Below are 14,904 nucleotides of genomic sequence, written 5' to 3'. Positions count from 1 at the left end.
CGGGCACGGCGTACAAGACGGGTGACCGGGTCACCTACAACGGTGCGAACTACCAGTGCCGGCAGCCGCACACGGCCACCGCCGGCTGGGAGCCGCCCAACGTACCGGCTCTCTGGCAGGCGGTCTGACCACCGGGTCGCGGGGCCGTCCGGCCCCGCGACCCGTTCCTGATGGAGGTGCGCCCTTGCGACGCTTCGTACTCCTCTGCGCGGTGGGCCTCACCCTGCTCACCGGCTGCCAGAGCGCCCCGGCCGCCGCGCCGAGCCCGACCGTGGGCACGGTGCACCGCTCGTCCGACGGCCCGTACAACGACACCGACGTGATGTTCCTGCAGATGATGCTGCCCCACCACCACCAGGGCATCGAGATCGCCCGGCTGGCGAAGGACCGGCCGGTCAGCCAGGACCTGAAGAACCTGGCCGCCGCCATCGAACTCACCCAGGCCGCCGAGCGCGAGACCATGACCGGCTGGCTGACCGGCTGGGGCCAGCCGCTCGTCGGCGACCCCGGCGGGCACGCCATGCACGGCGGCATGCCCGGCACCACCGAGGGCGAGATGTCCGCGCTGGCGAAGAAGTCCGGGGCCGAGTTCGAGCGCGGGTTGCTGAACATGCTGATCGCGCACCAGGACGACGCCGTGCAACTGGCCCGGATGGAGACCGGCTCCGGGTCGGACAAGCAGGCCAAGGACCTGGCCGGGCGGATCGACCAGTCCCGGACCGCACAGATCAGTCAGATGCTGGCCCTGTTGGGTTGAGCTCCGGGGCGGGCCTGGGCGGGTCCGCCCCGGGGGCCGGAGCTGTCGGCCCACGCGCGGCACGGGCGGCGGGCGAGGTCGGTCGGGCGCCGGGCCAGGTGCCCGCGGCGCCCACGGATCGGGCCCACGCGCCGGATCATGGACCCCGACCCGGCGGTCCGCGGCCCCGATTCCGCCGTCTAGGGTGTGGGGCATGGCTGGTTCCGAGCTCTGGTTCAGGCGGTATCCCGCCACGGCGCCCCTCGGGCTGCGCCTCGTCTGCCTGCCGCACGCCGGCGGCGCCGCGACGTTCTTCCACAACTGGCCCGACGGGCTGCCCGACGACGTCGAGACCCTCGCGGTGCGCTACCCGGGCCGGCAGGACCGGATGGCCGAGCCGCCGGTCGCGGAGATGCCCGAGCTGGCCGACCGGATCACCGAGGCGCTGCTGCCCCTGGTGCGCGGCGGGGTGCCGGTCGCGCTGTTCGGGCACAGCATGGGCGCGTCCGTGGCGTTCGAGGTGACCGCCCGGCTCGAACGCGACCACGGCGTGTCCCCCGTGCTCCTCGCCCTGTCCGGCCGGGAGGCCCCGGGGCGGGTGCCGCCGACCGAGTACCACACCCGGTCCGACGCCGAGCTGATCGCGCACGTCCGCGGCCAGGGCGAGATCGACCCGGCCGTGTTCGAGATCCCGGAGCTGCTGGACATCGTGATGCCGCCGCTGCGGGCCGACTACCGGCTGATCGAGACCTACGTGCCGTCCGTGGCGACCGTGAACGCCCCGGTCGTGACCTACACCGGCGACGCCGACCCGGGGTGCGCGGTGCCCGACGCCGCGGCCTGGGAGGGCGCGACGACGGGCACGTTCCGGCTGCGGGTGCTGCCGGGGGACCACTTCTATCTGGTACCGGAGGAGAAGGCTCTGCTCGCCGACCTCTCCTCGGCCCTGCGCGGGGCGGTCCAGCCGGCCCGGTAGCAGCCCTGACGGGTGGCCGCGGCGACCGGGTCGCACCGCCCGCGACCGCGGCCCGGTCACACCGTCACAGGTACCGGACGTCCACGTCACCGGTGTTGGTCTGCGCGCTGATCGTCCGCGTCGAACCACCGTCCTGGGCGACGGTCACCGACTCCTGCCCGGAGTTGGTCTGCGCCTCCACCCGGTACGTGTCCGGCTTGGGCACCGTGACCCGCACGTCCCCCGAGTTCGCCTCGGCGCGCACCTTCCGCGGCGCGCTGGCGAAGGCGAGTTCCACCCCGCCGGAGCTGGACTGCACGTCCACCTCGGCGGCGGCGAGCTCGGTGGCCTTGACCTTGCCGGAGGTGGCCTCGATCCGCAGCGGACCGCCACCCTTCGTCACCGTGATGTCACCGGAGGTGGCGCCCAGCTTGAGCGGCCCGGTCAGGTTGCGGCTGACCACCGCCCCGGAGTTGGTGTGCGCCTCGATCTCGACGCCCTCGGGTACGGCCAGGGTGTAGTCCACGTCGCACTTCGCGGAACCCACGATGTTGATCTCGTCGGCGGTGCACTCGGTGCTGATCCGCAGGATCCCGCCGTCCCAGCGCTCGGTCACCTTCGGCTTCTCCGAGGACCACCGGTACCGCCGCTCGACCGACACCTGGCCGGCCTCCCCGACGGAGAGGGTGACCGCGCCCCGGTCCACGTCCAGCTCGATCCGGGTCACGGCCTGCTGGTACACCTGCTTCTCGGTGGCCTCCCCGGGCTCGGACGCGCCCGACAGGGTCGACCACAGGGTCACGCCGCCGATCACGAGGGCCGCGACGGTGAACACCGCGCCGCCGATCAGCCAACCGCTGCGACTGGTGGTGGACATGCTTCCTCTTCTCAGGCTCGGAGATACTTCAGGACGGCCAGGACCCGACGGTGGTCGGTGTCCGCGGTGGCCAGGTCGAGCTTGGTGAAGATGCTGTTGACGTGCTTGGCGACCGCGCTGTCGCTGACCACGAGGGACGCGGCGATCGCGGAGTTCGACCGGCCCTCGGCCATCAGGGACAGCACGTCGCGCTCCCGGGGGCTGAGCCGCTCCAGGGGGTCGCGGCGGTGCCGGACGAGCAGCTGGGACACCACCTCGGGGTCCAGGGCGGTGCCGCCGCCGGCCACCCGGCGCACCGTGTCGGCGAAGTCGGTGACATCGGCGATCCGGTCCTTCAGCAGGTACCCGACGCCGCTGGTCTCCCCCGACAGCAGCTCGGTCGCGTACCGCTCCTCCACGTACTGCGACAGGACCAGCACCGCGACCTTCGGCCACTGCCGGCGGATCACCAGCGCGGCGCGCAGCCCCTCGTCGGTGTGCGAGGGCGGCATCCGCACGTCCACCAGCGCCAGGTCCGGCGTACTGCGGTCGATGGCCTCCAGGAGGCTCTCGGCGTCCCCGACGGCCTCGACGACCTCGATCCCCATGCTGGACAGCAGCCGGACCAGCCCCTCGCGGAGCAGAACGGAGTCCTCGGCGATCACGATGCGCATGGCAGCTCCACGACGATGAGGGTGGGCCCGCCGAGCGGGCTGTCGATCTTCAGCCTGCCATCCACCGATCCGACCCGCTGGGCCAGCCCACGCAGCCCGCTGCCGAGCTCCTGCCGGGCTCCGCCCACGCCGTCGTCTGCGATCACAAGCCACAGTCGGTCTCCGATCGTCTCGGCGCTGACGTCGATCCGGGTCGCGTTCGCGTGTTTCGCCACGTTCGTGAGTGCCTCGGACACCACGAAGTAGGCGACGGCCTCCACGACCCGCGAGGGTCGGGTGTCCAGGCCCACCTTGAGCCTGACCGGCACCGGCGACCGGGCGGCGATCCCGGACAGGGCCGCGTCGAGCCCCCGGTCGTCGAGCACGGCCGGGTGCAGGCCCCGGATGAAGTCGCGCAGCTCCACGAGGGCCTGTTTGGCCTCGTCGTGCGCGGCCGCGATCGAGACTCGCGCGCTCTCGGGCACGTCCGCTCCTAGGGTCGCCCGGGTGATGCCCAGGTTCATAGCGAGGGAAACCAACCTTTGCTGGGTACCGTCGTGCAGGTCCCGCTCGATCCGGCGCCGCTCGGCGTCCGCCGCGTCGACCAGGTCCGCCCGGCTCTCCGACAGGGCCGCGACCCGCTCGGCGAGCTCCTCGGCGTGACTGGGCTGCAGCAGGCCCCGGGCGATGCCCACGTCCACGATGACCAGGGCGCGGACCACCCACGGGGCGGCCAGCAGCGCGAGCAGCCCGACCACCGTGGCACCGAGCAGGACCAGCGGGTGGTGCGGGTCGAGGCCCGCGATCGGCCGGTCCGGCAGCAACCACCCGTGCGCCAGGGCCGTGGAGAACACGAGTCCGACGGACCACACCCCGGCCACGACCGCGGCCATCAGGATGCCGGTGACCCCGGCCAGGGTGTGGTACCCGAACTGGCGCCACGTCGACGGTCTGCGGACCGCCGCGAGGAGCCCCGGCTCGTCGACCGGCACCTCCGCGAGTTCCACCCCGCAGAACGCCGAGAACCGGGAACGTTGCCAGCTCGTGAACACCCGGAGACTGGTGAGGAGCACTGTGCACAGGGCAATCGCCGGCACGACCGTGATCGCGAAACCGAGGATCAGCGGGACCAGGGTCGCTACCGCGACGGTGGTGGCCACGCCGACCGGCAGCCCGACCAGCAGGTGTGCCGTGCCCAGCCAGGTCCGGGCCGACCAGGTGGCCCTCATCAGTGCTCCGGGCGTCGTCATGTCACCACCGTAGACAGTCCATGGCGAACCGGACATGGAGCCTGGGCCACACTTCACCCTGTACCTGGCACCACCCCGTTCGGGGCGGTCGCACTACCGACGCGGGACGTCCCCGGGGCGAAGACTCTGCGGCATGGTTACCAAGGTCGGAAGTTTCTGCCACCGCAACTGGCGATGGGTCATGCTCGGCTGGCTGGCGCTCCTCGTCGGCGGCGGCGCGGCCATCGGACCGGTGTTCGACAGCATCGGGGACACGAAGCCGCCCGTGGGTCTGGAGTCCGTGACCGCCTCCCAGGTCGTCAAGGAGGGCGGCGACCGGGGCATCCAGATCATCGGGCTCGTCGAGGGCGTCGACCCGGCGTCGGCCGCGGTCACCGGCGCGGTCGACCGGGCCAGCGCGGACCTGCGCGGCACCGCCGGGGTACTCGACGTCGGCCGGCCGATCATCGCGAAGGACGACAGGGGCCTGGCCCTGCCCGTGACGCTCACGAAGATGCAGATGAAGGACCGCTCGGCGGCGACGAAGCTGGTCCGGGCCCGGCTCGCGCAGCTGGCGACCGAACTGCCCGGCTCCACCGTCGAGGCCGGCGGGGACCTGGTCAACGGCGAGGCCAACGACGCCGTCCAGGAGGACCTGGCCCGCGCGGAGATCCTCTCGCTGCCGGTCACCCTGGTAGTGCTGGTGTTCGTCTTCGGCGGCGTCATCGCCGCCGGCCTGCCGGTCCTGGCCTCCCTGGCCACGATCGCGGGCGCGTTCGCCCTGCTGCTCGGCTTCTCGAGGTTCGTGGACCTCGACAACAACGTGGTCACCGTCGTGACCCTGCTCGGCCTGGCCCTGGCCATCGACTACGGCCTGCTGCTGGTGGCCCGGTACCGCGAGGAGCTCGCCGCCGGGCACGACCGGGAAACGGCCGTCGCCCGGACCTGGGGGACGGCCGGCCGCACGATCCTGTTCAGCGCCCTGACCGTGGCCGGCGCGCTCACCGGCCTGCTCGTGTTCGACGTACCCCGGCTCCAGGCGCTCGGCGCGGCCGGGATCTCCACCGCGCTGATGGGCATGATTGCCGCGCTGACCCTCACCCCGGCGCTGCTCGGGCCCCTGGGCCGCTGGGTCAGGCCGAGCCGCCGCCGGAAGGCGACCGCGAACACCGTGCCCACCGGGTCGCTCGGGTCCTCGGCGCCGGGCGACGTGACGGCTTCCGGCCGGACCGATGCCTGTGGCCCTCGCGACGAGGCGGGGTTCTTCGCCGGGCTCGCCCGGTTCACCCAGCGCCGCCCGCTGCTGATCGCCGCCGGTACCACGATCGGGTTGCTGGTCGTCGCCCTGCCGCTCCTGTCGATGACCGTCAAGCTCCCGGGCATGGACGGCCTGCCGCGCACCCTGCCGTCGGTGCGGGTGGCCGACGCGATGGGCGAACGCTACGGGCTCAGCGCCGCGCCGGCCGTCAAGGTCGTGGCCCGCACCGACCAGGCGACCCTGAACGCGTGGGCCGGCCGGTGGCAGCAGGACCGCGAGGTCGTCCGGGTGGAGCCGGCCCGGACCGTCGGCCCGAACCTGTCCACGGTCGCGATCGCGGTCCGCGGCGACTCCCAGGGCGACGCGGCCCAGGACCTGGTGAAACGGATCCGCGCGGACCGGCCGGCGGGGGTCGAGTCCTGGGTCGGCGGGGACGCCGCGATCCTGCTGGACACGCTCGGCCGGCTGGTCGACGGCCTGCCCTGGGCGGTCGGGGTGATGCTGGCGACCATGTTCGTCCTGCTGTTCCTGATGACCGGTTCGGTGGTGATCCCGGTCAAGGCGATCGTGCTGAACGGCCTGTCGCTGGCCGCCACGTTCGGCGTGCTGCTCCTGGTCTTCCAGGACGGCCACCTGTCCGGGCCGCTGGACACCCTGACGGTGGGCGGGCTGAGTCCGTTCGTGATCGCGATCGTGGCGGCGTTCGGGTTCGGGCTGTCGATGGACTACGAGCTGTTCCTGCTGGGCCGGATCAAGGAGTACCGCGACGCCGGGGAGGACGACGACAGCGCCGTCCGGCACGGCCTGCAACGCAGCGGCGGGATCATCACCTCGGCCGCGGTACTGATGCTGATCGTCTTCGGCTGCTTCGCGGCGGCCCGGGTCGGCGACATCGAGCAGATCGGGCTGGGCCTGTTCGTGGCCGTGCTGATCGACGCGACCGTGGTGCGCTGCCTGCTCGTCCCGGCGGTGATGACCATGCTCGGCCGGGCCGCCTGGTGGGCCCCGGGCCCGCTGCGCCGGCTGCACGGCCGGGTGGGGATCAGCGAGTCGGAGGAGAGGGTACCCGTCGGGGTGTAGAGAAGATATAGCTCACGGCTACATGGTGTGCTCCACCTATCACAGGAGGAGTGCACCGTGTCTGTGTCCCCACCCGCCCGGCCCGTCGTCCTCGTCACCGGTGGCTCTCGCGGCATCGGTGCGGGCATCGTCACCCGCCTCGCCCAGGACGGCTACGACGTCAGCTTCTGTTTCCAGTCCAACCACGAGGCCGCCGAGCGGGTCGCCGACGCGGCGCGCGAGCACGGCGGCCGGGTGCTGGCGCACAAGGTGGACGTGTCCGACAGCACCGAGGTCAAGGACTACCTCAAGGTCACCGAGGCCGAGCTGGGCCCGGTCACGCACGTGGTCACCGTCGCCGGCATCATCCGGGACAAGCCGCTGGCCCTGATGACCGACGACGACTGGCGCGACGTGATGCGCGTCAACCTGGACGGCACGTACAACGTGTGCCGGGCCGCGATCCGCCGGCTGATGAAGAACAAGGGCGGCTCGATCGTCACCATGTCCTCCGTCGCCGGGGTGGTCGGCACCCCGATGCAGACGAACTACGCCGCGTCCAAGGCCGGGATCCTCGGGTTCACCAAGGCCCTGGCCAAGGAGGTCGGCCGGTACAACATCCGGGTCAACGCCGTGGCCCCCGGCTTCATCGAGACCGACATGATCTCGGAGCTCAGCGAGGCGTTCACGAAGGACATGCTGGGCCGGGTCGCGCTGGGCCGGTTCGGGAAGGTCGAGGAGGTGGCCGACCTGGTGTCGTTCCTGCTGTCCGACCGCGCCTCGTACCTGACGGGCCAGGTCCTGCAGGTCGACGGCGGCACCGCCATCTGATCTCCCCCCTGCGGCGCTGGCCGGGATGCCCACGCATCCCGGCCAGCGCTTTTTCAGGTCTCAGTCGTCGGCCGGCGTCGGGACCGCGATCACGGAGATCGACAGCACGCCCTGGTAGTCGCTGGCGACGGAGGCGAAGCGGGCCGGCAGCCCGTCGCACACCGGGTAGGTGGTCTTGAGACCGTCGACGGTGAAGTTCACCGCGAGGGCGGTGCACTTGCCGTCACGCTTGAGGTCGGCGAGGCGGCCGTAGACGACCGTCCCGGTGGAGTCACTACAGTTCCAGCCGTCGAACTTGCCCGTGGAGGTCGCGACGTGCACCTCGGTGCACGAGCCTCCGGCGGCCTGCGCCGTCGCCGGCAGAAAAACGCCCAGAGCCGCGGCGACACCGGCCGTGGCCAGGCTGATCGCGATGGTCTTCCTCATGGCTATGAGTACCCCTTCTTGATCTGTACGGGCTGATTCGCCCGGAACACATCAAGGTCGAGGTTTCTATATTTTCGCTATTTTGCCTGCCCCCTATAGAGAAGATATAGCGCTCGAAAGCAGTCTCGGTCTCGACATTGGAGCCAGTAGGCCGCATCGAAGGACGTGGGAACACAATGGAGAGCTATGGATCGGTGATCACCGGACTGGCGGACTACCGGCCGACCAATCTGGTCACGAACGAGGAGCTGTCGAAGTCCACGACAGTCACCCCGGAGTGGATCGAGGACCGGACCGGCATCCAGAGCCGGCACCACGCGGGCCCCGAGGAGACCATCGTCGCGATGGCCGCCGAGGCCGGCAAGAAGGCCATCACCATGGCCGGCATCGACTACGCCGACATCGACCTGGTCATCCTGGCCACGGCGAGCCGGTACCAGCGGATGCCCGGCGCGGCCCCGCAGGTCGCCAGCACCATCGGCCTGCCGAACGCGGGCGCGTTCGACGTCAACGCCGTCTGCGCCGGTTTCACCTACTCCCTCGCGCTGGCCTCGAACGCGGTGCGGTGCGGCGACGCGAAGCACGCCCTCGTCGTCGGCGCCGAGCGCACCAGCGACTGGATCAACCCCGAGACCCCGGACACGTACGCGATCTTCGGCGACGGCGCCGGCGCGGCGATCGTCTCCCGCTCCGAGCACACCGGGATCTTCCCGGCGGTCTGGGGCAGCGACGGCAAGCGCGCCCCCGTCCTGGAGCTCTCGGAGTTCCCGGAGCTGGGCCGCGAGTACGTGACCATGGACGGGCCGCTCGTCTACAAGTGGGCCACCAGCAACATGCCGAAGGCCGCCAAGCGCGCCGCGGCCCGGGCCGGCGTCGAACTGTCCGACGTGAAGTGGCTCGTCATGCACCAGGCCAACAAGCGCATCCTCGACACCGTCGCCCGCGCCCTGCGCTGGGACGACGAGCACGTCGCCCGCGACGTCGTCGAGGCCGGCAACACGTCCGCCGCCTCCGTGCCGCTGGCGCTGACCCGCCTGTACGAGAGCGGCCGCACCTCCCCCGGCGACCTGGTGCTGACCCTGGGCTTCGGCGCGGGTCTCACCTACGCCGGCCAGATCGTCACGATGCCCTAACCCGTCCCGCCCACCACCACCCCTAGAAGAAGGACACCTGAGATGACGACCACCACGCGCGACGAGATCTCCGACGAGATCGCCCGCATCATCCGCGAGCTCATGCCGGAGCTCGAGGGCGAGGAGATCACCCCGGCCTCGACGTTCGAGGACCTCGGCATGGACTCCCTCAACCGGGTCGACCTGCTGTCGGGCGCCGAGAGCGCCTTCGACATCGAGGTGCTCGACGAGCAGGTCGCCAACCTCGTCCGGGTCCAGGACCTCACGGACCTCGTCGCCGCCTCCCGGGGCGTGTAGCCGATGACCGGGATCCAGCCGCTGTCGGCAGGTCAGGAAGGTCTGTGGTTGCTCTACGGGCTCGCGCCCGACGGCGTCGCGTACAACGACGCGGGCGCGGCCCAGATGAGCCCGGCCCCTGACCTGGCCATTCTCCAGCGCGCCGTACGCGCCCTGGCGGAACGGCACGACCTGCTGTGTTCCCGGTTCATCGAGGTGGACGGCGAGCCGCGCAGGGAGATCGGCGACCCCGACTCCCTGCGGTTCGAGGTCCGCGACGTGGGTGACATCGACGACGAGGCGCTCCTCGACCTGGTCAGGGCCACCATCAAGGTGCCCTACCGGCTCGAGGAGACCGGCCCGTTCCGGTTCGTGATGTGGCGGCGCGCCGAGGACGCGGTCCTGATGATCGGCAGCCACCACATCGCCACGGACGCCCAGTCCAACTGGCTGCTGTGGCGGGACCTGCTGGAGGCCTACTGGGCCTTCTCGGCGGGCCGCGAGCCCGACTGGACCCCGCTCACCGTGTCCTACGCCGACCACGTGGCACACGAGCGGACGCTGCTGGACTCCCCGCGCAGGGAGATCCTCGAGGGGTACTGGCGCACGGCCGTCGCCGACGCGACGGCCGCCGAACTGCCCACCGACCGGCCCCGTCCGGCGAAGCGCTCCTTCGTGGGCGACGCCTACACCCGACGGGTACCGGACGAGCTGGTGCCCCGGATCAAGGCGGCGGCGACCGCGGCGGGGGTCACCCCGTTCGCGTACCTGCTGGGTGTGTTCCAGTCCCTGGTCTTCCGCTATTCGGGGCAGACGGACTTCGTGATCGGCTGCCCCGCGAGCACCCGCCGCCGGGGCGGCATGCGCGAGGTGATCGGCTACTTCGTCAACCCGCTGCTCCTGCGGTCCCGGTTCAGTTCCACCACGACCTTCGCCGAGGCGATCGCGGCGGCCGGGGTGACGGTGAGCGGCGGGATGGCGCACGCGAGCTACCCGACGTCGTTGCTCGGCGGTCAGCGGTTCAACATGTGCTTCACCCAGGTCAGCGCGGGCAAGATGACCGGCTACCTGGACCGGATCGCGGCTGGCGAGACCGTGGAGCACGAGGGGTACCGGCTGCGTTCGCTCGACGTCCCGCACCTCGAGGGCCAGTTCGACCTGACGGTGGAGATCACGCAGAGCACCGACTCGCTGATCGCCGCCTTCCGTTACGACACCGACCTGTTCGACCGGGCAACGATCGAGCGGTTCGTCGGACATTTCCTCCGGCTGACCGAGGTCGCCGTCTCGACCCCCGACGTGCGGGTCTCCCGCGCCTCCCTGGTGGACGACGCCGAGCGGCAACGGCTGCTCGCGATGGCCACCGGTTCCGCATAACTGTCGATTTTTCGTTCTAAGGGGAGAGCTGTGGCGAAACAAGCGCTCAAAGGCGTACTCTCGACCATCGGGAACACGCCCCTCGTGGAGCTGGTGCACCTGTTCCCCGACTTTCCGGCGCGGATCTTCGCGAAGCTCGAGCGGTTCAACCCGGGCGGCAGCATCAAGGACCGATCCGCGCTGAGCATGCTCCTCGAACGGATCCACAGTGGCGAGCTGGTGCCGGGCCGCTCCGTGGTGATCGAGTCCAGCTCCGGGAACCTGGCGATCGGCATCGCGCAGATCTGCGGGTACTACGGCGTGGACTTCATCTGTGTCGTCGACGCCAAGACCACCGAGCAGAACATGGCGATCCTGCGCGCGTTCGGGGCCACCATCGAACTGGTGACGGAGCGCGACGCGGAGACCGGCGAGTACCTGCCCGCCCGCCTGCGCCGGGTCGCCGAGCTGGTGGCCGCGACCCCGCACTCCTACTGCCCGAACCAGTACGCGAACCCGCTGAACCCGCTGGCCCACGAGGGCACGATGCGCGAGATCGTCGAGGCGCTCGACGGCCCGGTGGACTACCTGTTCAGCGCGGCGAGCACGTTCGGCACGGCGCTGGGCGCGTCGCGGTTCGTCCGGCGCAGCGGCCTGTCCACCCGGATCGTGGCCGTGGACGCGGTGGGTTCCCTGCTGTTCGGCACCGTACCGGGCCAGCGGCTGATCCCCGGGCACGGCGCGTCGATCCGCCCGGCCCTGCTCGACCCGGCCGCCGCCGACGACGTCGTGCACGTGACCGACCTGGAGTGCGTCGTCGCGTGCCGCACGCTGACGATCCGCGAGGCGATCCTCGGCGGCGGCTCCTCCGGCGCGACGGTCGCGGCGCTGGGCAAGATGCGCGACTCGATCCCCGAGGGGTCCAACGTCGTCATGATCTTCCCGGACGGCGGCGACCGCTACCTGGACACGATCTACTCGGACTCATGGGTGAACCGGCACTTCGGCGAGGTGTCGCACCTGTGGAAGGAAAACTCCTCAACGAAGGTGGCACCATGCTGATCATCGGGCACGAGGGCGTGCACGACATCCTCACCGGCCGGGAGACCGAGCTGATCGACCTCGTCGGCGCGGCGTACGCGCTGCACGACGAGGGCCAGTCCTCGCTTCCGCACTCCACCTTCCTGCGCTTCCCGGACAACACCCGGGACCGGATCATCTCGCTGATCGCGTACCTCGGCGGGCCGAAGCCGGTCGCCGGCATGAAGTGGATCTCCTCCTTCCCCGGCAACCTGGACCTCGGCCTGCCCCGGGCCAGCGCCGCGATGGTGCTGAACTCGCTGGAGACCGGCCGGCCCGAGGCGTTCATCGAGGGCTCGCTGATCTCCGCGAAGCGCACGGCCGCCAGTGCCGCGCTCGGCGCGGGCCTGCTGGTCGCCGACCAGGACGTGACCGCCGTCTCGCTGATCGCGACCGGCCTGATCAACCGGGAGATCCTCCGGTTCCTGGGCGCGCGGTTCCCGAAGCTGAACGAGGTCACGGTCTACGACCTCGACCCGGCCCGGGCCGCCGCGTTCGCCGAGCGGGCCGGTGAGATCGTGCCGGGTGTCACGGCGCGCGCGGTCACCGACCTGGCCCAGGCCGTGGCGGCCAGCCCGGTCGTGTCGATCGCGAGCACCGCGCTCGCGCCGCACATGGACCTGGCGGCCGCCGCGCCCGGCACCGTCGTGCTGCACATCTCGCTGCGCGACATCGTGACGGACTCCATCCTGGACAGCCACAACATCGTCGACGACGCCGACCACGCCTGCCGGGAGGGCACGTCGCTGTTCCTGGCCGAGCGGCAGACCGGGGGGCGCGCGTTCATCGACGCCTCGGTGGGCCAGCTCGTGCGGGGCGTCGTGGACTTCCGGCCGGACCCCAAGAAGACCATCGTGTACTCCCCGTTCGGGCTCGGCGTCCTCGACATCGCGGTCGCCCAGTTCGTCCGGGACGCCGCCGTGAGCGCCGGTGTCGGCGTGACCGTCGACAACTTCCTCCCCACCAGCTGAAAGGTTTCCCGACATGTTTCTCGTCGTCCGTAACGCCGAAGAGCAGTACTCGATCTGGGCCGCCGACCGGGAGCTGCCCCCGGGGTGGACGGCCGAGGGCACGAAGGGCTCCAAGGAGGAGTGCCTGACCCGGATCAGCGAGGTGTGGACCGACATGCGCCCGCTGAGCCTGCGGGAGCGGATGGCAGCCTGAGACGAGGCTCACAGGACGAAGGCGGTGGTCACCGGGCCGGGTGACCACCGCCTTTTTCTGCCTTTTTCATGATCGATGAATAGGGATCAAACACCCAACCAAGACCCAACCTTCGCGAGGTACGACTCCCCCGCGCTCCAAGATCAGCTCAGGGCGAACGCCGGCGTCAGTTTTTTGTCAGTGGCTGACTCTAGGGTCGTCCTCAGGCAGTGAAAACCTGTGGCGTGACGGATTGCAATCGGGCAAGACTGGCCGAAAAGTGACCGGAGTCCGCGTCGCACCGAAGTCCCGAGAGGCACACCGAACATGTCCGAGAAAGTCGCCACCGCGCCCGGTGGCGTGCCCGCGGTAGACCCGAAGCGCTGGCTGGCACTCGCGGTCATCGCGATCGCCCAGCTCATGGTCGTGCTCGACGCGACGATCGTCAACATCGCGATGCCGTCGGCGCAGCACGCGCTCGACATCAACGACGCCAACCGGCAGTGGATCCTCACCGCCTACACCCTCGCCTTCGGTGGCTTCCTGCTGCTCGGCGGCCGGATCGCCGACTACGTCGGCCGCAAGAAGATCCTCCTGATCGGCCTGATCGGCTTCGCCCTCGCCTCCGCGCTCGGCGGCGTCGCGCAGAACGCCGCGATGCTGTTCGCCGCGCGCGGCCTCCAGGGCCTGTTCGGCGCGCTGCTCGCCCCGGCCGCGCTCTCCCTGATCACGGTCACCTTCACCGACGTCAAGGACCGCGCCAAGGCGTTCGGCGTCTTCGGCGCCATCTCCGGTGTCGGCGCCGCGATCGGCCTGATCATGGGCGGCCTGCTCACCGAGTACACGACGTGGCGCTGGTGCCTCCTCGTGAACATCCCGATCGCGCTGATCGCGTTCGCGCTGGCCCTCCCGATCGTCAAGGAGAGCCGCGCCGAGGGCAACACGAAGTACGACATCCCGGGTGCCGTGCTCTCCACCGCCGGCCTCGTCGCCCTCGTCTACGGCTTCACCAAGGCCGCCGAGGACGGTTGGACGGCGACCTCCACCCTGGCCTGGTTCGTGGTCTCGGTGATCCTGCTGGTCGGCTTCGTCGTGGTCGAGCTGCGCACGGCCCACCCGCTGCTGCCGATGCGCGTGATCCTGCACCGCAACCGGGGCGGCTCGACGCTGGTCTCGATCACCCTGGGCGCGGGCATGATGGGCATGTTCCTGTTCATGACCTACTACTTCCAGGGCACCCTGCACTGGTCCCCGCTCCAGAGCGGCGTCGCGTACCTGCCGTTCTCCGGCGCCCTGATCGTCACCGCGATCGTCGGCAGCGGCCTGCTGCCGAAGGTCGGCCCCCGGGCCATGATGACGGTCGGCGGCGTGCTCGCGGCCGGCTCGATGGTCTGGCTGACCCAGCTGAAGGTCGACTCGTCCTACGTGGCCTTCATCATGCCCGCCCTGATCATCATGGCGGTCGGCATGGCCCTGGTGTTCGTGCCGCTGGGCAACACCGCCCTCAGCGGCGTCGACCCGCACGACGCGGGTGTCGCCAGCGCCCTGCTGAACACCTCGCAGCAGATCGGCGGCTCGCTCGGCGTCGCCCTGCTCAACACGGTGTTCACCACCGCCGTGGCGAACTTCATCACGGACTACGTCAAGACCAACGGCCCCGAGAAGGTCCAGGAGGCCGCGGCGCTCGGCGCCGTGCACGGCTACAACGTGGCCTTCACGGTGAGCGCCGTGCTGCTCGGGGCCTCGGCCGTGATCATCTTCCTGATGATCCAGAACACCCCGAAGAACGCGGCGACCGGCGACGCGGCCGACGCGCCCGCGATGGTGCACGTCGGCTAGGGCCGACCGCACGACGGCGTGACCGCACGCCTGTGTGACCCGGGCGGCCGGGTGGGGTTGGTCCCCACCCGGCC

At 70.8% G+C, this 14,904-nt stretch carries 16 protein-coding genes; 12 read left to right on the top strand and 4 right to left on the bottom strand.

Annotated elements, in window-relative coordinates:
• The 3 genes from PT931_RS35900 to PT931_RS35890 form a co-directional block, all read left to right on the top strand.
• The coding region (locus PT931_RS35900; protein ID WP_456250184.1) for a carbohydrate-binding protein at positions 1–128 on the top strand (128 nt) is incomplete at its 5' end.
• Between the two features lie 56 nt (positions 129–184).
• Positions 185–757 (top strand): DUF305 domain-containing protein, encoded by a 573-nt coding sequence (locus PT931_RS35895; RefSeq protein ID WP_456250183.1) that lies wholly within the window; start codon positions 185–187, stop codon positions 755–757.
• Between the two features lie 193 nt (positions 758–950).
• Complete coding sequence (locus tag PT931_RS35890) at positions 951–1,712, top strand: thioesterase II family protein (RefSeq protein ID WP_456250182.1); 762 nt, start codon at positions 951–953, stop codon at positions 1,710–1,712.
• Between the two features lie 64 nt (positions 1,713–1,776).
• On the opposite strand, the gene PT931_RS35885 is transcribed toward PT931_RS35890, so the two are convergent.
• From PT931_RS35885 to PT931_RS35875, 3 genes are read right to left on the bottom strand one after another with little or no spacing between them, the layout of a single operon-like run.
• The gene (locus PT931_RS35885) at positions 1,777–2,568 is read right to left on the bottom strand and encodes a DUF4097 family beta strand repeat-containing protein (RefSeq protein WP_456250181.1); all 792 of its coding nucleotides are present in this window, start codon (positions 2,566–2,568) and stop codon (positions 1,777–1,779) included.
• Positions 2,569–2,579: 11 nt separating this feature from the next.
• Positions 2,580–3,221: a response regulator transcription factor gene (locus PT931_RS35880; protein WP_363720466.1), complete on the bottom strand. Its 642-nt coding sequence runs from the start codon at positions 3,219–3,221 to the stop codon at positions 2,580–2,582.
• Entirely contained in the window at positions 3,209–4,450 is a 1,242-nt protein-coding gene (locus PT931_RS35875; RefSeq protein WP_456250180.1) for a sensor histidine kinase, read from the bottom strand. The genes PT931_RS35880 and PT931_RS35875 overlap by 13 nt, the downstream gene beginning before the upstream one ends.
• Positions 4,451–4,583: 133 nt before the next feature.
• Between PT931_RS35875 and PT931_RS35870 the strand changes: the two genes are divergently transcribed.
• Together PT931_RS35870 and fabG are read left to right on the top strand one after the other, a co-directional pair.
• Positions 4,584–6,767, top strand: coding sequence for an MMPL family transporter (locus tag PT931_RS35870; RefSeq protein WP_456250179.1), 2,184 nt, complete (start codon positions 4,584–4,586; stop codon positions 6,765–6,767).
• Between the two features lie 57 nt (positions 6,768–6,824).
• On the top strand, positions 6,825–7,577 hold the full coding sequence (gene fabG, locus PT931_RS35865; RefSeq protein ID WP_456250178.1) for a 3-oxoacyl-ACP reductase FabG: 753 nt from the start codon (positions 6,825–6,827) through the stop codon (positions 7,575–7,577).
• 60 nt (positions 7,578–7,637) lie between these two features.
• Here the strand turns inward: fabG and PT931_RS35860 are convergent, their stop codons facing one another.
• Complete coding sequence (locus PT931_RS35860) at positions 7,638–8,003, bottom strand: hypothetical protein (protein WP_456250177.1); 366 nt, start codon at positions 8,001–8,003, stop codon at positions 7,638–7,640.
• 176 nt (positions 8,004–8,179) lie between these two features.
• On the opposite strand from PT931_RS35860, the gene PT931_RS35855 reads away from it, so the two are divergent.
• The 7 genes from PT931_RS35855 (at position 8,180) to PT931_RS35825 (ending at position 14,830) form a co-directional block, all read left to right on the top strand.
• On the top strand, positions 8,180–9,136 hold the full coding sequence (locus PT931_RS35855; RefSeq protein WP_456250176.1) for a beta-ketoacyl-ACP synthase III: 957 nt from the start codon (positions 8,180–8,182) through the stop codon (positions 9,134–9,136).
• A 42-nt stretch (positions 9,137–9,178) separates the two neighbouring features.
• Complete coding sequence (locus tag PT931_RS35850; RefSeq protein ID WP_363720475.1) at positions 9,179–9,433, top strand: acyl carrier protein; 255 nt, start codon at positions 9,179–9,181, stop codon at positions 9,431–9,433.
• 3 nt (positions 9,434–9,436) lie between these two features.
• The gene (locus tag PT931_RS35845; RefSeq protein WP_456250175.1) at positions 9,437–10,789 is read left to right on the top strand and encodes a condensation domain-containing protein; all 1,353 of its coding nucleotides are present in this window, start codon (positions 9,437–9,439) and stop codon (positions 10,787–10,789) included.
• A 30-nt stretch (positions 10,790–10,819) separates the two neighbouring features.
• Positions 10,820–11,830: a 2,3-diaminopropionate biosynthesis protein SbnA gene (sbnA, locus tag PT931_RS35840; RefSeq protein ID WP_456250174.1), complete on the top strand. Its 1,011-nt coding sequence runs from the start codon at positions 10,820–10,822 to the stop codon at positions 11,828–11,830.
• Positions 11,824–12,819: a 2,3-diaminopropionate biosynthesis protein SbnB gene (gene sbnB / locus PT931_RS35835; protein ID WP_456250173.1), complete on the top strand. Its 996-nt coding sequence runs from the start codon at positions 11,824–11,826 to the stop codon at positions 12,817–12,819. The genes sbnA and sbnB overlap by 7 nt, the downstream gene beginning before the upstream one ends.
• A gap of 13 nt (positions 12,820–12,832) precedes the next feature.
• Entirely contained in the window at positions 12,833–13,012 is a 180-nt protein-coding gene (locus tag PT931_RS35830) for an MbtH family protein (protein ID WP_197002261.1), read from the top strand.
• A 306-nt stretch (positions 13,013–13,318) separates the two neighbouring features.
• Positions 13,319–14,830, top strand: coding sequence for an MFS transporter (locus PT931_RS35825; RefSeq protein WP_456250172.1), 1,512 nt, complete (start codon positions 13,319–13,321; stop codon positions 14,828–14,830).
• Positions 14,831–14,904: the final 74 nt, after the last annotated feature.

It is taken from the genome of Longispora urticae (assembly GCF_053902585.1).
Note: the sequence above shows the minus strand (reverse complement) of the source record. Positions and strands in the feature narration are given on the sequence as shown.